The sequence below is a fragment of the Trichodesmium erythraeum IMS101 genome, assembly GCF_000014265.1.
GTDB lineage: Bacteria > Cyanobacteriota > Cyanobacteriia > Cyanobacteriales > Microcoleaceae > Trichodesmium > Trichodesmium erythraeum.
Map to the genome: position 1 here is coordinate 6,053,338 of NC_008312.1, position 19,970 is coordinate 6,073,307.

Genomic DNA, 19,970 nt, shown 5'->3' on the forward strand with positions numbered 1-19,970 from the left:
TATATTATGATAATATAAACTATGGTTATTTCACTTCAGAAAGCTATAATTAGCCTTCAGATGAAGTGCGACTTAAAAGGACTGCCTGGAATTTCGACTAAAATTGTTGTAGAAAGGTTTTCTTTCTAGCATATTGGGAGATATCCCCTCAGCAAACTCATCTTGTTGTGAATTGCTAGCAAATGGCTCGCAAAATAGTATTAAATTACTCAAGTTCCTCTTAAGTAGTAATATGAACAGAAATATAGAAAGTGAGTCAAAAAAAAAATTATACAGTGATTTAGGAGTATTAGCAGATTCAGTAAAAGCTATAACCGAAAATCATCAGGACGATCCAATAGCAATATTAGCTATCCTAAGATGTCTAGAAAGTTTACATAAAGAACTCAGAGAAGGTTCATTTCAAAAAACATTACCAGATGATCGTCAGTCACTTTGCAATTTACTTAAGGATATTGAGGCAGAGGGAGGTTGGCCTTATATTCCTAGGTTAAAATTACGGTATTTGTTGGAAAACTATCTTGATGATACTGAAGAATTATAAAACTTCATCAGTATTACTAGAATCAAAATCAAGTAAAGGTTGGCTAACATCTATGAAGTCTTTCTCTGAAATTATGGAGGTAGGTTAAAATTACGGTATTTGTTGGAAAACTATCTTGATGATACTGAAGAATTATAAAACTTCATTGCCAGTATACTTAGAATCAAAATCAAGTAAAGGTTGGCTAACATCTATGAAGTCTTTCTCTGAAATTATGGAGGCTGGAACATTTACTAATATGGCTAATAATCTGTCATTATTAATAGTGATTAATGTATCTCTGAAGTTTAAGCCAGTTTGTTGTTGAAAACTTAAATCCTCAAAAGTTAAATTACCACTTAAAGCTAAGAAATCTTCTAAGGGATTAAAATCATTAATTATATCAATACTACCTAGTTCTCCAGGTAGTACAAAAGTGTCTTCTCCCTCACCACCAGTTAATGTATCTTCTCCCCCACCTCCAAATAATATATCGTTGCCTAGATCCCCTAACAAAGAGTCATTACCATCACTACCTTGAAGGGTATCATTATTCTTTCCACCAAACAATGTATCATCACCAATACCACCAATAACTAGGTCGTTGTTTGAGTCACCGAAGAGAGAGTCATTCTCAAGTTCTCCAAATATTGTATCATTACCTTTTCCACCACGAAGATTATCTGCATTTTCTCCACCAAAAACTTGATCGTTACCCCTATTACCATTAATAAAATCACTGCCAATAATGCCAAATAGAGAATCGTTACCTGATTCACCAAATATAGTATCATTACCACTACCTCCGTCTAAAGAGTCATCACCATCACCACCTAAAAGAGAATCATTACCTGTACCTCCACTGCCAGTATCGTTTCCTTGGTCCCCAAATATTAGATCATCATCAACATTTCCAACTAGACTATCATTCCCTTGATTACCTCTTAATGTATCGTTACCTCCTCCTCCAATAATATAATCAAGTCCTTGGCTACCTATTATAAGGTCATCTCCAGTTTCTCCAAATAAAGAGTCGTTGCCATTTTCTCCTGTTAGGGTATCATTTCCGGGACCACCTTCAATACTATCATCTCCAGGACCTCCAAATGCTAAGTCGCGTCCATCTTCTGCTTTTAGAAAATCGTTATCTTCACCACCAATTAAAGAATCAGATCCAATGCCACCAAAAATTTCGTCGACTCCATCTCCTCCGCTTTGAGTATCATCTCCTTTTTCACCAAAAATAGTGTCATTTCCACCAAAACCTTCCATAAGGTCAGGTTCTGGAGAACCTATTAAGAAGTTATTATTGTCATCTCCTAAAATATTTGCCATATTATTTGGATGCTCCTATGGTGTTATTAGTTTGATTATAGAAAAAGTAAGGTTTGGAGAAAAATATACAAAGATTCTAAGTTTAAGGATTGTATTTTTTTCTGATGTGGCATTTTACTTTGGCGTTCAAGATGCCCCTATCCTTACGAGTTACTTGTGACTTAAAGTTCAAGGATTTTGTTTCCTATCTCTGTAAATATTTAGCTTTTGTTTGGATTAAAATTTTCATTGTTTGTGAATAGTGAAAGTTAGATTATATGTTGTCAGTTTTACTGTGTTTTTTTTAGATATTAAGGATAATTGCTACTTGATTTAGTTATGAACTTAATTGCTAATGGCAGAATATTTTCCTAAAACTTAATTGTTTCAGTTGATGGGATATACAGATATTAGTTATATGACTTGAATTCAGTTAAGTATCAAAACTATTATTGCTGTCTATTTACCTCTTTTAATTATAGGTTTGCTTGATATTATGTTGCTAATAACTAGATTTTTTTTAGAATATAACCAAATAGGCTATTGGTTAAATAAAGTTATCATAATATTTGTTTATTTCTGGTTATTACCAATTTTTTATTTTTATATAAATTACATTAATGGAGATTTACTAAAGGCATAAGAAAGCTGTTACCGATATTATTTTTTTTCGTTAATTTTCTTGGATTAAATTCAATTAAAAACTAGTAATTTTTTTTATCTTACTTTTATATCAATATTTTTTGGTATTTGGATAGGTTTTGGTTTTATAGGGATACTGTTATAATTGATGGTTTTTTACTTGTAAATGTAGTTGGGTATATTTGATGGTTGACTAAAGGGTATTTTTGGTGAGTTACTATATTTAAATTAGTTTGATTTTTAGTTAAATTTTTGATAAGAATTCTATTCTTATAAGATTATCGTTTAAGTTCTAGTTTTTGCAAATTTTAAGAGAATAATACTATGAATATTTAGCTATTTTTTAGTCATGGTTTAGCTTTATTTGTAAAATTAGGTGGAAAATTTATTATGAATATTTGAGGAAGATACTATGAAGTTTTACTATATATAATACTTGGTATTATTTCTACTTTTTCATCGTAAGTGTTGCCAAACTACTGAATAATTTTCTGACTTTTACTAAGTTTTTATCCCCTGGTGCTGTCTCTACACCACTAGATAGATCTATGCCACAAAAGTTATGATTAAATTTGTGATTAGATTCTATTTGAGTTTGAGAGACTAATATGAATTTTTGTATTGCTTTTGTTACATTTTCTGGGGTTAAACCACCTGCTAATAACCAAGGAGAAGTAGGATGAAATTCTTCAATGATTTTCCAGTCTAAGGTTTTACCAGTGCCACCTAATTTTTCTGGATGATAAGCATCTAGAAGTAAAGTATCAATATAGTTTTCATAAATATTTGCTTTTTTTAGGTCTTGAGGAGATTTAATTCTGAGGGCTTTAATTATTTCTATATTATTTGGTATTGAATGACGTAGCTGATTACAAAATTCTGGGGATTCGTCACCATGTAGTTGTATTCCATTTAGTTGGGTATTAGTAATTATTTCTGATAATAAGTCTATTTTAGGATTAACAAATACTCCTATTTTGTCAATATTTATTGGTAGTTTCTGGATAATATTTTTGATGTTTTCTGGGGTAATATAGCGGGGTGATTTGGGAACACAGATAAATCCTAGAGCTGTTGCTCCTATCTCGGCGATCGCTTGTCCTTGGTCTAGTTTTGTAATTCCACAAATTTTGATGCGCATTAATTATACCTACTACTAATTAAGTTTAATACTTCTGTATTAAATTTTAAAATTACTGTTAATTATTAACACAAATTATAGCTTTTAACTCAAGTTTCTTGATAATTTTAAAAATATAAGTTGATTTAAAGACCGCTATGAAGGGCGAGTTATTTTAATTTTTTTGAATTTAAGGAGTTCAGAAGTTGATTCACTCTTACTTAACTTTAGTATTACAATCTCACCCTCTTTCTGTAGAGTGGTCACTAAAAGTAGCAATTATCATGATAACTTGTAACTTAGTGTCAGTTGTCATTGGCTACTATGCTATTTCAGAGAAAAATCGTGGACAAGGGCCGGATTTACCTTTCTCCTTACCTGGAGTTTTTAATGGTTTTGGGGTACCAGAATTATTAGCCACTACCAGTCTTGGGCATATTTTGGGAGCAGGAATGATTTTAGGACTTGGTAGCGCTGGTATGCTATAAGTAATTATATAATCTGATTTTAGTGATAAGGTATGGGGAATTCTCTTTTGGTATTAAGAGAGTTCCCTATTTTTACCTTGTAATTTTTCAATGTCCTAATTAGGTATTGATGGTTATTATTGAGCATAAAATCAGGTCTCGAGTTTTTACTTTTAAAGGCTAGGGAAAGAGGTGCCTTTTGTATTTCAAGTCTTTGGCTTTAGTCGGGGTACTGATAAGGGCTGTATATTGTTTGCCCAAGGTTTAGCTGTAAGTTATGGCTGGGGAATTGCTAAATGAAAAATACTATGTGTCTTTTTTTTCTGTGTTATTGAATTTTATTTTTGATTGAGTTAAATATAGATTTATTATAGTTGTTCTTTTGAAGAGTTTTGAGGGTGTTGCTTACCAAAACTAGTTTCCAGATTTTCTGAAGAATGAGATTATTTACTACAATAAAAATAACTAGGAATTATCGGCTTATGGGGGAGACTTTAAACTAAGTTTTTTGGTAAAATTTTGGTAGATTGAGTTAAAGTTTGAATAAAAAACCAAAAAAAATATCATGCAGGCAGGTTGGCGAATTGGAAGTTTATTTGGTATTTCTTTATTGTTGGATTATTCCTGGTTTATAATTCTAATTTTGGCAGCATATTTTCATGGTCAATATTACCAACAGGAATGGGGGAGTTTTTTGGCTTGGGGTGCGGGATTGGTAATTGCTATATTACTATTTTGCTCTGTAGTTTTACATGAATTGGGTCATAGTTTAGTTACTATTTCTCAAGGGATAAAGATTAATTCTATAAGGTTGTTTCTATTTGGTGGAGTTGCTTTAAGAGAGAGGGATTATAGGAGTCCTGGAGAGGCTTTTCAGGTGGCGATCGCTGGACCTTTGGTGAGTTTGGTTTTGTTCTTTTTATTAGGTGTAATAAGTTTACTATTTCCAACATCAAGTTTAATTGGGGAGTTAATTAATAGGGTAGCAGAAATAAATTTGATTTTAGGGGTTTTTAATATAATTCCTGGGTTACCTTTGGATGGGGGACAAATATTAAAGGCGGTTGTTTGGAAAATAACTGGTAGTCGTTTTACTGGTATAAGATGGGCTGCTAAGGGGGGTAAGGGTTTAGGATGGTTTGGGGTTGGTTTGGGGTTGATAATAGTTTTTATGACTAGAGATTACAATGTTTTTTTGATGGCTTTAATTGGCTGGTTTGCTTTGCGTAATGCTAGAATTTATCAGTACATGACTGATTTAAAGTCGACCTTAATTCATATTAAGGCTGTAGAGGTAATGACTAGAAACTTTCGTGTAGTAGATGCAGATTTAACTCTGAGTCAGTTTCTGAGGAAATACCGTTTAAAAAGTTCTAAGTTTTCAACTTATTTTGCTGCTAGTATGGGTCGTTATGTTGGTTTTGTTTCTGCTGATGCTATTCCCTATATTGAAAAAAGTTATCGGGATACTCAAACTTTAAGGATGATTATTTGCCCTCTAAGTCATATGGTTACTGTGTCAGAAAAGGTGAGTTTATTAGAGGTTCTTAAGAAGATGGAATGTCATCAACAAAAGCAAATAACTGTGCTTTCTCCTGCTGGAACAGTGGCGGGAATAATTGATCAAGGTGATATTGTTCGAGGAATGGCTAAATACTTGAAGTTGAATATTTCAGAGGCGGAAATTAAGCTTGTGAAAACGGAGGGGGTGAGGAGGGGATAGAGTTGAGAAATATTTGGCAATGATTGAATATGGAATGTTTTTTGATTCTGAATGAAGGCAGATCTAATCGTTCTATTGCCCTATTTATAATACTTTTCAAATTATCCCCATGCTCTAAAGTCTGTAAAGTTTCTCGCCACTACCTCAACTCTTTCAACAGTTTATCGGTAAATGGGTTTTCTCCTGCCTGAAGTGCTTTTATCCATTCTTGTCGTTGTGCTTTTTTCTCTTCATTGCTTGTCCAGTCTACATAGGCTTGAAAATCTGCGATCGCTCCTTCAATATCCCCTGTTAATGCTCTGGCCAGTCCGCGACTATCAATAAGATTGACCTCTTTTGGGTTAAGAGCAACTGCTTTTTCACAGGCGAACATAACACCATCAGCTTTTTTATAAAGACTACCATACCGACAAAGTGTATTCCAATAACTAGCAGAAATTTGGGTGGGGTCGATTTTTTCTGCTTTTTGGTAGGAGGCGATCGCTTCTTTAACTTTACCGACCGTGACAAGTGTCAGCCCTTTATTCAACAACGCATCCACTGCCTGATATCTAGCTTTAGCTTCTGGGTCAAGATTTTGCCAAGTAGGGATAAATGCTATTTTATCAAGTTCTTTTGCTCGTTGGTATTTTTCCACTGCCGCCTCTATTTTTTCTTCTTCTGCTAATGTAGTTCCTTCCTCCATCAGTCTTTCTGCCTCAGCTAATGATGCTGCCAAACCTTTGAAATTTTGGTTAAGCTTGAGGTCTGGGTTCCATTTCAGTGCTTTCTTAAATGTGGCAACTGCCTCTTTAACCTTTCCTTCCCTTGCCAGCTTCTCTCCCTCTATTACCCAACTACTAGCAGCTAATTCCTTGTGTTTGTCAGTCTGGCAAATTTCGAGTTCCTCTAACTCCTGGGGATGGCTAATCAAATAATCATTTAACCACTGGCAACCACGTTTAGTTAAATCTTCTATTCGCCAACCTGTCCACAACTTCACTGTTTTGTCAGCACTTGCAGTTGCAATAGTCTTTCCATCGGGACTAAATGCTACAGCTTCGACCGAACTCTCATGGCCGGTGAGAGTCTGCAATAATTTCCCCTGACGGTTCCACAACTTCACTGTATTGTCACGACTGGCAGAAGCAATAGTCTCTCCATCGGGACTAAATGCTATACCATAGACCGAATTCTTATGGCCGGTGAGAGTCTGCAATAATTTCCCCTGACGGTTCCACAACTTCACTGTATTGTCACGACTAGCAGTTGCTATAGTCTCTCCATCGGGACTAAATGCTATACCATAGACCGAATTCTCATAGCCGGTGAGAGTCTGCAATAATTTCCCCTCACGGTTCCACAACTTCACTGTTGTCCCACTGGCAGAAGCGATAGTCTTTCCATCGGGACTAAATGCTATACCCCGGACCTCCTTCTCATGGCTGGTGAGAGTCTGCAATAAATTCCCCTCACGGTTCCACAACTTCACTGTTTTGTCACGACTTGCAGAAGCAATAGTCTCTCCATCGGGACTAAATGCTATACCCAAGACCCAATTCTTATGGCCGGTGAGAGTCTGCAATAATTTCCCCTGACGGTTCCACAACTTCACTGTTTTGTCATGACTGGCAGTTGCAATAGTCTCTCCATCGGGACTAAATGCTATACCATTGACCCCATTCTCATGGCCGGTGAGAGTCTGCAATAATTTCCCCTGACCGTTCCACAACTTCACTGTTTTGTCACCACCAGCAGTTGCAATAGTCTCTCCATCGGGACTAAATGCTATACCATAGACCGAATTCTCATGGCCGCTGAGAGTCTGCAATAATTTCCCCTGACGGTTCCACAACTTCACTGTTTTGTCACCACCAGCAGTTGCAATAGTCTCTCCATCGGGACTAAATGCTATACCAAAGACCCCATTCTCATGGCCGGTGAGAGTCTGCAATAATTTCCCCTGACGGTTCCACAACTTCACTGTTTTGTCACCACCAGCAGTTGCAATAGTCTCTCCATCGGGACTAAATGTTATACCCCAGACCGAATCCTTATGGCCGGTGAGAGTCTGCAATAATTTCCCCTGACGGTTCCACAACTTCACTGTATTGTCACCACTTGCAGAAGCAATAGTCTCTCCATCGGGACTAAATGCTATACCATAGACCCCCTTCTCATGGCCGGTGAGAGTCTGCAATAAATTCCCCTGACGGTTCCACAACTTCACTGTATTGTCACCACCAGCAGTTGCAATAGTCTCTCCATCGGGACTAAATGCTATACCATAGACCCAATTCTCATGGCCGGTGAGAGTCTGCAATAAATTCCCCTGACGGTTCCACAACTTCACTGTATTGTCACCACCAGCAGTTGCAATAGTCTCTCCATCGGGACTAAATGCTATATCCCAGACCCCCTTCTCATGGCCGGTGAGAGTCTGCAATAATTTCCCCTCACGGTTCCACAACTTCACTGTTTTGTCATGACTGGCAGTTGCAATAGTCTCTCCATCGGGACTAAATGCTATATCCCAGACCCCCTTCTCATGGCCGGTGAGAGTCTGCAATAATTTCCCCTCACGGTTCCACAACTTCACTGTATTGTCAGCACTTGCAGAAGCAATAGTCTCTCCATCGGGACTAAATGCTATACCATAGACCTCATTCTCATGGCCCTGAATACGATTAATTTCTCTAAATTCATCATCTTTGTTGCGTTTGTAAACTGCGAAGCGGAGGGCATTTGTAATCTCACTAGCTTCATCAGTTGCTGGAAATTCACTATCAATTTGTTTTTGCCTTGCTTTCATAGCAGTCATCAACCCATCCCATCGCTGACCTGAAAGAGATAACTCTCTAGACTTATTTGCCTCAGTAATAGCATTTTTCTTTTTTTCTTGTCTAGATAGTTTCAGTTCCTCTATTATTTTATCTCCTTTCCTTTGCCGAATGAACCAAACCAAATAATCATGTACTAACTGATAACGAGCTGCTGGTTTTTTTGGCAGCAAAAATACTAACCCCGAACCCACAAAAATATTTAATGCTAACTCTAACTTCTCCGGATTTAATTGGCTTTCTTTCACCAACTCAGCCTTAGTTTTCAGAGGTCGAGTATTATTTTCATCCGTCAATAACCACAACACCACCCAAGCCAATTTTTCATTTTCTTCCCCACAGTCTTTCACTACTGATTTTAAAGAGCTCTCTACCAATTCTACTTGAGGATTATCTCCTAATTCTTGATATTTTGCCAAAGTCGTAATTTGATCTTCCTGGAGTTGTGCCCCTACTACTTGTAACTCAATAGGACGAATTTCTCCAGACTGCTTTCCTAAGTCTTCCAGTAACTTTTCTGTTAGATTTTTCTCTATTTTAAATAGAGAATTTTCTGTTAATCTTTCAATAACTAATTTGGCGTTATCCGGTGAAAAATTACCCAGAAAATAAAGTATATTTTTACTTAAAATATCATTATTAATTGCATCTAAATTACCCAAACGATTAAGCTCTAATAAATAATGAATATAATCTTCTCTCAATGAAAAAACTATTTTCAAAAAAGGTATTTCCAAACATTTTTGGAGAAACTCAGCAAATAGTCGTTTATCTTTTGGTTCCATATTGGTCTTGGCAAAGAAAAATTCCTCAAATTGATCAAAAATGATTACCGTCAGTAGATTTAATTTATCATTACCATTATTTTTCAACTGATCAAAAATTGCTTCAGGGGAATTTAGACTCTCTGAATTAACTTTTAAATTGGGAATTATTTGTAATTTTTCCGCTAAAATTGTTCCTAATTCGGAAATCCAATTAACATAAACTCGTTGTAAAACTACTACTACATCACGAGTATTAATTGGTTTTGCCTCTAAAATCGGAACTAATCCAGCTTGTAAAATTGAACTCTTGCCTACCCCTGATTCCCCATAAATAACTATTAATTTATGGTCATTACGACTAATTCTTTCCAGCAATTTTTCCACATCAAGTTCTCGTCCAGATGCTGCTATTTCTTGTGTAAGTTTTTGTTGATTAATTCTCTGTTTTGACTGAGGTAAAGCCAAATTGATATTTTCTTTTATATCTCTCAAATAATTAGGACCAATAAAAGCTATCAATCCAAATTGTTGTTTTATTTTTTGTATTTCTTGCTTTAATTCAAAAGCCTTTAAATATTCTTTTTGTTGATAATATATTTCTCGTAATTCTGTGATAATTTTGATGCAAAATTCATGATTATACTTAGGGTTTATCGTAGATTTAGCCAGTTCCAAAGTGGCTATAGCTGATTTGATTTTACCATTACCTTTTTCAGATTTTGCCAAAGAAAATAAATATCTACCTTGATGATAATAGCGTTCCCAATCTAAGGTTTTTTTATCCTCATTTGAAGTAGGAGAAGATGCATAATCTAGAGTTTGGTTAAAAATTTTTATAGCAGTTTCAGAAAATTTTTTAGCTTTTTTATAATTGCTATTTGCCAATTCAAACTCAGCTAGAAAATTGTAAGCACGAGCTTCTCGAAATGGATAAGAATAGGCTTTATGTAATTCTATTGCCCTATTCCCCACAGTATTCAACTCATCCCAACGTTTCAAAGTCTGCAAAATTGTTCCCCAAGCGTTGATAAACTTAGCAACTAAATCTCGACGGTTAACTGTTTCAAAGCCTTCTATTACCTGTTGAAAATAAGAGCAAGCTTTCTCATAAGCCATATTTTTTTCTGCTTTATGTTCAAACCCGTAAGTCTGCCACCATAAACCCAGATAATAATAAGTGTGAGCTACTCGCAACGGGTTATTAAGTTGTTGCCAAAGTTCCAGACTCCGTTCATAATGGTCTAGTGCTATTTTAGTAGAATTATCTGCCATCCTACCTAAAACAAATTCCAGACTTGCCTCCAATTCTGACTCTAGGCTGATTCCTCTATTTGTCAATTCTTGCTGTGCGTCTAACAATTTTTGATAAGTAGACTCTACCAAACCCAGGTCAGCATCATCTAAAAATATTCCTTCCCCACTTTCTAATATTTTCTGATAAACACTCTCACTCGTCTGCTGAATAAAATCTCTTAATTCTGGAGTAGTAGTTTCAAATACAGTCAGACTTGTCCAACTTTCAAAATCAGGAATTAAGCGAATAAACTTCCGGGAAATCTCTTGATCTATCCACAAAAGTATTGGGAATTGATAATTATTTTTAAACTCTTCACGCACTAACCCCATTGATACCAGTATTTGATCAATATTCCGGTTCGACTCCAAACCCCAAACCATTAACCCATCTGGTTGTTGCTCTCCTAAATGTTGGCCAATAGTAGTATAAAGTTTTTCAACTGACGCATCCACCTCCAATATTGCTAAATCTCCAGAAAAAGAAGTCTGGAGCTTTTCCATTAGCCGTCGACGCTGAGTTTGATAATTACAACTGGCTAAAAATAGTCGAAAGTCTCCTTGAGACATTTCCAGAGCAAATATTAGCTCAGATAATAATTCGACTTCATTTTGATCAGGATCAATCATTTTTTCAATTCCACTGCATCTTTCAATATAGGATTAATATCAAACCAAGATCCTTCATCATCTCGGTATTCATAGACAAACATACTCCGAATCAACTTTTGATATCCATCATCACCTGTAACTTTTTTAGTTTGTGCTACTTGGCGCAACAACTCCCACTCTTGATCATCTACTGCCAGAGTACGTTCATTGCGAAAATTTTGAATTACCTTGTTCAGGTTTTCACTGGATATCGGCAACCCTTTTTGCTTTTTAATAGCCTCATTGAGTATCCGCAATATATTTCTCACATGACCCCCACTCATTTTACATAGATGATCTAAAGTTTCGGTACTGTCAAAAATTTCAGTTATTTTCTCTAGACGTTGTTGTTCTCCCAAATGGGGAAATGCTCTTGCTAAAACTAACTGCCTGAGTTTTGCCATTCCTTCTCCAAATTCCTTACCATCCCGCAACTGCATAGAAACCATTGGCAAGACTTGGGGGTCGGTTTTGAAGCGTTGAGTTAATCTATTATAGTCATTGGAAAATCGCAGTGCTAGAGGTAGAGTATAAATTACATGACAATGGAGACTTGCTAGTTGTTCGCCGCGATCAACAAATAGATATTCTGGTTGAGATCGCCCCCAAGGTTTTGGGGCACTATCAACTTTATCAAGGTTGTCAACTATAACTACTAATCCCTTTTTGTCGCGCTGCTTCAGCTTTTCGTGAGCTGGTTCGAGTAACTCTTGGTTTATTGTTTCAATAATTCCATTGCTACGAGGCCCGAGATAGTCTCTGAGTTTGCTGCGGAGTTGGGGACTAGCTTTGGCCTGAGCAGTTATTTTGGCAATTCCAAAAGAAAGCTCAACTCCAGGAGATATTTCTATTTCTGTCTGCAATAGTCTCATAGCTCCCTCAATTTGACGTTTGAATCTTGTGGGTTCACCTAAATTGAGCTTCTCCCGGGTCTTCAAACTTTCGATGACTTGTCGAGCTATAGTTAGAAGAATATCACTGACGTCTATATCTCCCATTTCTAGGTCTTTGTCTGACTCAAAATAGACGACGTGAAAGCCTTCTGCTTCTAATAGTTGTTTGAGTAGCCAGAGTTCGGTAGATTTACCACAACCAATATGTCCGGTGAATAGTTGACAGGTAGGTTCGTCGGGAAACCACATAGCAATATTGTCTTTGAGGTCTTCTATTATTTTTCCCCCCCGTACTGAGGAGAAGTCAATATAGTATTTTTCCTCTATTTCCTGGTTATCTTTGAATAGGGCTTTACCAGGGTTTGTTGCCTGAAAGAAAGCTTTGACATTTACGCTCATAATATTTATTGATTTATATGTACTTCATTGATTTTATAATATACATCTCCAGATTTAGTTAAGACAATATTAAATAATAAAAGGCCAAATTTTTGACTCTGAAATAGTAATTTTTTTCTGGATTTTGTAATTTATTTGGTGGATTTTATGTGGAGAAAAAAACTGTTAAATTTTACTTAAAATTAATTTCATTCTAGGGTTATCTTTGAGCTGAGATTTATTATTTTTTAAAAATTGCCAATATCTGTCTGTCCATAGTTTTATCCACCCATTATCTTTATAATCTGACATTTTTTTGATATAAGCACCCCCAGAAATATATGGTTTAGTGGCAAAAAAACCACCATCTGCAAATAAACCCATTCCGTAAACATTGGGAACCATTACCCACTCGTATGCATCTACAAATTGAGATAAAAACCACTCATAACATTCTTTAGGATTATAGGAGTTTAAAGTCATCCAATTTGATAATATCATTAACCTCTCAATATGATGTGCCCAACTAAGTTTAGACACTTTTTCTATGGCTAATGTTAGGGGGATATTTTCTGGTAAATCTTTTAAGTCATAAAAGTAGTCTGGTAATTTTTCTTGAGCTTTAAAGAAATTGAGTTCCCTAAAGTTTTCATCGTATTTAAACTCATATAAAAGTTTCATCCATTCCCTCCAGCCAATAATTTGCCGAATAAAACCTTCTATGGAATTATAAAAGTCTTCTAAATTATTGTTTTTTTCAACATAATTTAAAACTTCTTGCAAGACATAACTGGGTGTTAATAATCCATTATTTAACATCGGACTTAAGACAGAATGAAAAACAAAATTATCTCGATTAGTAAGAGCATCTTCATAGTTTCCAAACAGTCTGAAACGGGTTTCTAAGAATTCTTGTAGTTTTTGTTTAGCTTGTTTGTGATTGATGGGTAACCAACTTTTTTGCAAATCTAAATATCCGGGATTATTCGTATATAATTCGGAAATTGTTTGGGCGACATTTTGGTAATTATTTGACTTAAATTCCCAAATTGAAGATGGTAAACTTACATTTTTTGGTAGCTTTTTTCTATTTTCTGAGTCGAAAGACCATTTGCCAAATTTAGGTTTGTTCTGGTCAACAAAGATATTTAGTCTTTTTCTCTGCCAAATATAAAAGCTATTCATTAAATATTTCTGTTTGGAATGCTCTAGGTATTTTTGAAAGTCTAGGTTTGTAGTTAAAAAAGAGGGTGATTGTAATTCTTGGGATTCTAATTTTAAATTGTGGATAATTTCCCCGATCAATTTTCTAACTGGTTTATCTGAAATTGAGGTAAATTGAAGTTTTGTATAACTAAATTCTTTAACTAACTTTTTGATAGCATCTTCAAAATTCAGGTGTTGATTTAATTCAAAATAATAGACTTTTTTACCTTTTGAAATAAGTAAATCTCGATATTCTCTCAGACAGGTTAATATATAGGTAAGTTTAAACTTATGATAGTTGAGGCGGTTGCACAGCTCCTTTGACTCTACTAATACAAAATCTGTATCAGTCTCGAAAGCTGGATGAGACTCAAAAAGCTGGTTAGCAAGAATTAAAGTTAAAGTTTTCATCTAAGTACAGAACAAAAAGCTTGGCTTATAGAACAGGAAAAGGTTTCATAGAACTTAAACCATAATCTCCATGAAACCTAAATCTTTGAAAAATTAGTCTACTACAAACAACTTTAAAAAACCACTTTTCTTGCCATAGATCCACAATTAAATTTCTCCATTTATTTATCATAGCTGTATTTAGAGAAATATCAACTTGGCACAAATAGCAACTGCATTTTCATCTAATGCTCAAGTAAGTTCTAATTACAAACACCTACAAAGGTTTTTCCCCATTTTGACATAGATAACAGAGAATTCCTCCAGGCTATGACTGCTATCATAGACTGCTCGCAAAAATGGGTTTTGAGTAATTACCGAACTCAGTGGTAGCTTGGTAAACATACATACAATATTCTCATGTTAGGAATTATTTATCAAGGCTTGGCAATTCCCATAGTTGGGCAGATGTTACCCAACTATGGGAATTCCCAAACATCAGAACGTCTAAATATGATGGAGAAATTTGCCTTTTTATTAGGTCACCAAAGAGTCGGATATCTAAAAGTAGATAGAGAATTTTTGGGCAAACAATAGTTTAAATATCTTTCTGGTAATGGGGGGTTTCCCATCAGTATTCGTCACACAGACTTAATTGGTGAGAGACCCCAATATTTGCCTTTTTCGTAATTTTTAGCAATTTAACCATTGGTTAAATTAGAAGTTTCTCCAAACCTCCTCGTATTTGGGGAATGTGGATGTATATATCAGCCTTAATACTAGAATTACAAGAACTATTGATAGTGGTAGCGTTGGCAGAGGGTAACGGTGGCAACTATATCGCTCAGGGGCTAGTGAGATTTAATATTATGGTCGTCGCTGGCAGATGGAAACCTTGTTTGGTTGCGTTCAAAGTAGAGGTTTTGACCTTGAGTCTATTCATATAACTAAGCCTGAACATCTAACTAAATGATATTTTTATTGACTTTGAAACTGTGTTGGGCACACCAGGCAGGTGTTGGCTTAGGTGAGTATCGTCCTGTGCTCGTCAAAAAACATGGGGGTAAAATTCAAATTTTTTTTCCTATGATCTAGATTTTTGGTGTAATATTTTCTTGGATATACTTAGCAAAATAGCTAATTTTCATTTAGAGTAAATCTTAGTTTTAATTTGATATGTATAGTTTTGGAAGATTAAATAAACACTCTATGTTGTTGGAAATTAAGCAAAAAAAAATGCTAAAGCCCAAATTAAGTCAAAGTTTATAGTGCTTTTAATTCCTCACATACTGAAAAGCTGATATAGTTAAATTTTAAGCCTTTTCAATTTTCACAATTCCCACAACTCTACTGTATGTGGAAAGTATATTCAATAGAAGTGCCATAAACCAGGGTTTATTAAGAAGGACTTAGAGTTTATTTAACAGATGTGTTAGCCTTGCCTCCTAAGGGGGAAGTCAAAAGTAATCTCACTGATCAAGCTTTCGAGCTCTAAATGCTCTGAAAATAAGATTTGTCAATATCCACACTCTTTTTAGGATAGTGGTATATTGACTATGATTATCTGATCAAAATACTATAAGCTGTTTAATATTTCAACTATATATCTTAAATTTTTGACAAAAAGTAAGACCAGAACTGAGAAAGAAAAGCAGATAAAGATAAAATTATTTGTCTTAACTGATCGAAAATAACCATTGAAAAATATTCAACTTTTAGAAAAATAAGTGACTATCTGGTTGAATATTAATTTCCATGGGTACTGCTTGGGGTTCTGCATTGAGAGCAAACATAATTGCATCAGCAGCAGTTTCTGAACTCAGCATTTTTGAGCGATCGACTTTCAGACTAACATTATCCCAAAAAGGCGTATTTACTCCTCCGAAATAGAAAAGAGTTACTTTAATACCATAACGCCGTAATTCATCTGCCATACATTTGCTTAATCCTACCAAACCAAATTTAGAAGCACAATAAACGCTTCCCATTGCCATTGAATGTTTGCCAAGAATTCCAATAACGTTACAAATATGGCCTGATTTTTGTCCTTTCATAATATTGGCAGCAGCTTGACAAGTATAAAAACTGCCTTTCAAATTCAGGTCAAGCATAATGTCAAGGTCAGCAGGTTCAATTTTGTTCCATTGCTTGAGAATACCTGCTCCTGCTGCATTGACCAAGATATCTATTTTACCAAAATGCTGGGAAGCCTTTTCCATTAAAGCTTCTACTTCCTGTGGGTTGGTGATGTTTGTTGGTATAGTAATAGTTTCGGTGGTAGATAGTTGGGTTGCTAAAGTATCTAATTTGTTCTTATCTTGAGCGACCAAAACTAAATTGGCGCCAGAATTGGCCAGTTTTTGTGCCACTGCTGAACCTATACCTCCAGTGGCACCGACTATGACCACAACTTTGTTCTTCATTGACTTTTTCTTTACTTTTATTTACATTCTTCTTTATCATATAGCACTTCTTCAGAAGGAATAGAGGGTCCGATAGAAGTAAAATATGGTGTTGGTCATTGGTAAGATGATTTTCTACTAGGGGTGATGCCCATCATTTACTCTGGTAAGATACTTAAAGGTATTAGAAACAGGTTACTCTTAAAGCTTCATTTCTTGATTTACCAATGCCTAAAATATTGCCCCTGTAAGTGGTATTGCATAAATGTAGGATAATTTTCAGGGCTTTGTACCATGGATATATTATCAATTCCCTATATTTTGAGGTGGCCACTTGTATTAAGATATTGATTCAGCAATGGCCGGTCATTTGCAGCACAAACTCAGTAGATTTACGGATTTCAAATATGTAAGATACAAATATTAATGTTTAATCATAACCATAGTAATACGGGAATTTTGGCAGCTCAAAAATGCGCCTAACACTAAATGAAATTTTCTATAATCTGAAATCCGCTGTATTTTTACAAAAAATCAATTAGATGTCAACTTTTAGATTCATTTGTGGAGAGGAAAAACTTTTTAACTTTTGATTTTTAACTTAAGCTGACAAACCAACGACCTTCTTGAGATTGATACAACTGCAGAGCACTACATAACTCCAAAAACTTAGGAAACTTTTTACTTGGTTGAAACTGCTTAATAGCTGTTGTAATTGGTTGACCATATAACCGATAAAACTCACTGCCCAGATTAGAAATAGGAATATAACTTCCTGGAGATTCAGCAGTTAAGTTGCTCAAAATTTTAACTAATACTTTTTCGATATCTTCCTGAGAAGTAATCTGAGAAATATTTGTGACTGTAGTGTTGTTTTCTACCTTATTTAGAGGAGGATGATTTTTTTTTTTTTCGGGTTTAAATTGGTTAAAAATACTTACATAAGTTTGAGATTTTTCTGATGGCTTATGAAGTGCAAAATAAACTGGATAGTTGATAAATATATGATTTGAATTTTGACTAGGAAAGTAGGTTTGAACTACATCTTTAAGATTTAACTTATAAGTTTCCTTATACAAAGCAGAAATTCTGGAGAATTTAATCCATTGCTGTCCAATTTTTACTGCTTCTGTTCTAATTAATTCCTGCAATTGAATAATAAATTTATTAATACTAGGAATTTCTGGTTCCGACAAAGCATATATTTTTGATTCTCCAGTTTTACTATTTAAAACTGTAATTTGATTTTTATATTTTCGCACCTGATACACAGTTAACCCATGAGATTGTAAAGTAGTACCAAGATGAGTTAATCCTCGGTCAGAAGAACAAACTAAAATCTCCTTAGCTTTGGGATAATTGAGAAAAATAGAAGCACCTACCGTTGCCATTTTTAAGTCAGCACTATCTTTTCCACGAGGAACATGAATTAGTTGATAACCACGTTGATGAAATTCTTCATCTTTTTTACCCATACTGTGCCAGTTGGCAAAAGCAACTTTAATTTGAATTGGATAATTGCAGATATCTACAAGAATTTTTTCTGCTTCCAAATCAAGTGGTAAATTTTCTACATCTAATAGTAAAATAGCAATTCCTGACTCTACTAATTTAGTGCCATTTGTAGAGAAATTAGATGCTTTATAATTGGTAATTTTATCTGATGAAACTAGGGTTATTTCTGAATAAATATGTTTGTCTATTTCAGAAATTAAAACATCATATTGAGCAGAGTTAATAAATTCTGGAGTGAAGATGATTTGGAGATAATTTTTTACTTTTAGCTTTAAAACATCTTTACTTTTAACATGAGAAAGCCCTTTTCTAAATTTATTAGTTAAAGTAGACTGATACTTGGGATCCTGCCAAGGAATACTCCTATACTTTGAGGTTATCAACTCTGGATGTTGCTTTTGAATAGAAACAATAGTTTGGTAAATATAGCGGCTGATAGCGCTAATAGCAGTAGAATTATTAGTCACTAGTAAACCAGAATTATGTGACATGGCCTATTGCCTAATTTATATAGGCTTGAATAAAACGTCTTGAGAAATATATATTTTAATAATACAAGATCAAGATGACATTAGGCTATTTTTTGATATTTTATTGAGGGCTGATAATCTAGATATTTGGTAAAAGTTTCATATTTTGACCCGCTAACCATCCAGTTGTCCATGCACTTTGAAAATTAAAACCACCTGTAATTCCATCAATATCTAAAATTTCTCCTGCAAAATGCAACCCCTGACAACAACGACTTTCCATCGTTTTAAAATTAATTTCTTTTAAATTTACCCCACCACAAGAAACAAACTCTTCCTTAAAAGCTCCTTTTCCTCGAATTTCATATTTACCTTGAGTCAATTCCAAAATTAACTTATTAATACCTTTATTTGATAACTCTGCCCAAGGTTTTTGAGAGTCAATATCCGCAGCAATAACTAAACGTTCCCATAAACGACGTGGTAAAGAAAACGGACAACTATTAATGATTGCTTTTTTCTTCAAACTTTTACATTCTAATAACTTAGTTCGTATCTCCTCTGGATGAACCTCCGATAACCAATTAATTAATAAATCAGATTGATAATTATTTTCATAAAGAAATCTGGCACCCCAAGCAGATAACCTTAAGGTTACTGGTCCACTTAAACCCCAATGAGTCACCAACACAGGGCCAGTTTGTTTGAACTTAGTCTTTGGAAGTTGCAAACAGACATTTTCAACCGAAATACCTGCTAAATCTTTGAGACGCGGGTCAGAGAGCTTGAAGGTAAATAAAGAAGGAACAGGGGAAACAATTTTTAGGCCTAACCCTTTTGCCAAATTATGGCCAATAGGACTACTGCCAGTTGCTAAGAGTAAGCGATCGCACTCCAGAAATTCCCCCGATCTTAACTCGACTACAAATAAATTATCTCTCCCTTGTGTCGTTTTGCATTTGACTGAAACTACTGCTGCACCTGTACGAATATTTACACCCTTAGACAAAGCAGTCTTAGTTAAACATTCAACTATTGTGGCAGAGTCATCAGTTGTTGGAAACATCCGTCCATCTGCTTCAGTTTTTAACTGTACGCCCCTAGCAGCAAACCATTCTACAGTATCGCGAGCTTGAAATCTAGTGAATGCTCCCCGAAGTGCTTTGCTACCTCTGGGGTAGTTTTGGATAAATATTGCTGGATCGAAACAGGCGTGGGTAACATTACAACGTCCACCTCCAGAGATGCGAACTTTTGCCAGAGGTTGTCGCCCTGCTTCTAAAATAGTCACATAGTTGTGGGGGGTTGCTGCTGCCAACGCTCCAAAAAAACCGGCTGCACCTCCACCAACAACTACAATTTTAAGGGATGGGAAAGACATTTTATCTGTATTAGTT

The 19,970-nt window shown here is 35.1% G+C and carries 13 protein-coding genes; 5 read left to right on the top strand and 8 right to left on the bottom strand.

Annotated features, from left to right (window positions below; translation table 11 throughout):
- Nucleotides 1-232 precede the first annotated feature (232 nt).
- Nucleotides 233-544, top strand: coding sequence for a hypothetical protein (locus tag TERY_RS18845; RefSeq protein ID WP_011613280.1), 312 nt, complete (start codon nucleotides 233-235; stop codon nucleotides 542-544).
- Between the two features lie 132 nt (nucleotides 545-676).
- On the opposite strand, the gene TERY_RS18850 is transcribed toward TERY_RS18845, so the two are convergent.
- Nucleotides 677-1,858 carry a calcium-binding protein gene (locus TERY_RS18850; protein WP_011613281.1) on the bottom strand — a complete coding sequence of 394 codons (1,182 nt, stop codon included), beginning with the start codon at nucleotides 1,856-1,858 and terminating at the stop codon, nucleotides 677-679.
- 1,069 nt (nucleotides 1,859-2,927) lie between these two features.
- Nucleotides 2,928-3,620: a phosphoribosylanthranilate isomerase gene (locus TERY_RS18855; RefSeq protein ID WP_011613282.1), complete on the bottom strand. Its 693-nt coding sequence runs from the start codon at nucleotides 3,618-3,620 to the stop codon at nucleotides 2,928-2,930.
- 185 nt (nucleotides 3,621-3,805) lie between these two features.
- Here TERY_RS18855 and psaK point away from each other — a divergent pair, with 185 nt between their 5' ends.
- On the top strand, nucleotides 3,806-4,087 hold the full coding sequence (psaK, locus tag TERY_RS18860) for a photosystem I reaction center subunit PsaK (protein WP_011613283.1): 282 nt from the start codon (nucleotides 3,806-3,808) through the stop codon (nucleotides 4,085-4,087).
- Between the two features lie 544 nt (nucleotides 4,088-4,631).
- Nucleotides 4,632-5,789: a site-2 protease family protein gene (locus TERY_RS18865; protein ID WP_011613284.1), complete on the top strand. Its 1,158-nt coding sequence runs from the start codon at nucleotides 4,632-4,634 to the stop codon at nucleotides 5,787-5,789.
- 139 nt (nucleotides 5,790-5,928) lie between these two features.
- Here the strand turns inward: TERY_RS18865 and TERY_RS18870 are convergent, their stop codons facing one another.
- The 3 genes from TERY_RS18870 to TERY_RS18880 all read right to left on the bottom strand — a co-directional run bounded on the left by TERY_RS18870 (nucleotide 5,929) and on the right by TERY_RS18880 (nucleotide 14,207).
- The gene (locus TERY_RS18870) at nucleotides 5,929-11,298 is read right to left on the bottom strand and encodes an eIF2A-related protein (RefSeq protein ID WP_011613285.1); all 5,370 of its coding nucleotides are present in this window, start codon (nucleotides 11,296-11,298) and stop codon (nucleotides 5,929-5,931) included.
- Entirely contained in the window at nucleotides 11,295-12,611 is a 1,317-nt protein-coding gene (locus TERY_RS18875) for an ATP-binding protein (protein WP_011613286.1), read from the bottom strand. Before TERY_RS18875 ends, TERY_RS18870 begins: the two co-directional genes overlap by 4 nt.
- 165 nt (nucleotides 12,612-12,776) lie before the next feature.
- Complete coding sequence (locus tag TERY_RS18880) at nucleotides 12,777-14,207, bottom strand: cryptochrome/photolyase family protein (protein WP_011613287.1); 1,431 nt, start codon at nucleotides 14,205-14,207, stop codon at nucleotides 12,777-12,779.
- A 399-nt stretch (nucleotides 14,208-14,606) separates the two neighbouring features.
- Here TERY_RS18880 and TERY_RS33550 point away from each other — a divergent pair, with 399 nt between their 5' ends.
- Both TERY_RS33550 and TERY_RS18890 read left to right on the top strand, forming a co-directional pair.
- Nucleotides 14,607-14,783 (top strand): hypothetical protein, encoded by a 177-nt coding sequence (locus TERY_RS33550; RefSeq protein WP_155994495.1) that lies wholly within the window; start codon nucleotides 14,607-14,609, stop codon nucleotides 14,781-14,783.
- Between the two features lie 161 nt (nucleotides 14,784-14,944).
- Entirely contained in the window at nucleotides 14,945-15,133 is a 189-nt protein-coding gene (locus TERY_RS18890; RefSeq protein ID WP_044136924.1) for a hypothetical protein, read from the top strand.
- A 768-nt stretch (nucleotides 15,134-15,901) separates the two neighbouring features.
- Here the strand turns inward: TERY_RS18890 and TERY_RS18895 are convergent.
- The 3 genes from TERY_RS18895 to TERY_RS18905 form a co-directional block, all read right to left on the bottom strand.
- Entirely contained in the window at nucleotides 15,902-16,609 is a 708-nt protein-coding gene (locus TERY_RS18895) for an SDR family NAD(P)-dependent oxidoreductase (RefSeq protein WP_011613288.1), read from the bottom strand.
- A gap of 575 nt (nucleotides 16,610-17,184) precedes the next feature.
- Nucleotides 17,185-18,594 (bottom strand): NYN domain-containing protein, encoded by a 1,410-nt coding sequence (locus TERY_RS18900; protein ID WP_011613289.1) that lies wholly within the window; start codon nucleotides 18,592-18,594, stop codon nucleotides 17,185-17,187.
- A 118-nt stretch (nucleotides 18,595-18,712) separates the two neighbouring features.
- Entirely contained in the window at nucleotides 18,713-19,954 is a 1,242-nt protein-coding gene (locus TERY_RS18905) for an aminoacetone oxidase family FAD-binding enzyme (protein ID WP_011613290.1), read from the bottom strand.
- Nucleotides 19,955-19,970: the final 16 nt, after the last annotated feature.

What these genes read in the sequence shown, in the direction of transcription:
- TERY_RS18845 (WP_011613280.1), top strand. Translation starts at nt 233, where the DNA reads ATGAACAGAAATATAGAAAGTGAGTCAAAAAAAAAATTATACAGTGAT.
- TERY_RS18850 (WP_011613281.1), bottom strand. Translation starts at nt 1,858, where the DNA reads ATGGCAAATATTTTAGGAGATGACAATAATAACTTCTTAATAGGTTCT.
- TERY_RS18855 (WP_011613282.1), bottom strand. Translation starts at nt 3,620, where the DNA reads ATGCGCATCAAAATTTGTGGAATTACAAAACTAGACCAAGGACAAGCG.
- TERY_RS18865 (WP_011613284.1), top strand. Translation starts at nt 4,632, where the DNA reads ATGCAGGCAGGTTGGCGAATTGGAAGTTTATTTGGTATTTCTTTATTG.
- TERY_RS18870 (WP_011613285.1), bottom strand. Translation starts at nt 11,298, where the DNA reads ATGATTGATCCTGATCAAAATGAAGTCGAATTATTATCTGAGCTAATA.
- TERY_RS18875 (WP_011613286.1), bottom strand. Translation starts at nt 12,611, where the DNA reads ATGAGCGTAAATGTCAAAGCTTTCTTTCAGGCAACAAACCCTGGTAAA.
- TERY_RS18880 (WP_011613287.1), bottom strand. Translation starts at nt 14,207, where the DNA reads ATGAAAACTTTAACTTTAATTCTTGCTAACCAGCTTTTTGAGTCTCAT.
- TERY_RS33550 (WP_155994495.1), top strand. Translation starts at nt 14,607, where the DNA reads ATGTTAGGAATTATTTATCAAGGCTTGGCAATTCCCATAGTTGGGCAG.
- TERY_RS18890 (WP_044136924.1), top strand. Translation starts at nt 14,945, where the DNA reads ATGTATATATCAGCCTTAATACTAGAATTACAAGAACTATTGATAGTG.
- TERY_RS18895 (WP_011613288.1), bottom strand. Translation starts at nt 16,609, where the DNA reads ATGAAGAACAAAGTTGTGGTCATAGTCGGTGCCACTGGAGGTATAGGT.
- TERY_RS18900 (WP_011613289.1), bottom strand. Translation starts at nt 18,594, where the DNA reads ATGTCACATAATTCTGGTTTACTAGTGACTAATAATTCTACTGCTATT.
- TERY_RS18905 (WP_011613290.1), bottom strand. Translation starts at nt 19,954, where the DNA reads ATGTCTTTCCCATCCCTTAAAATTGTAGTTGTTGGTGGAGGTGCAGCC.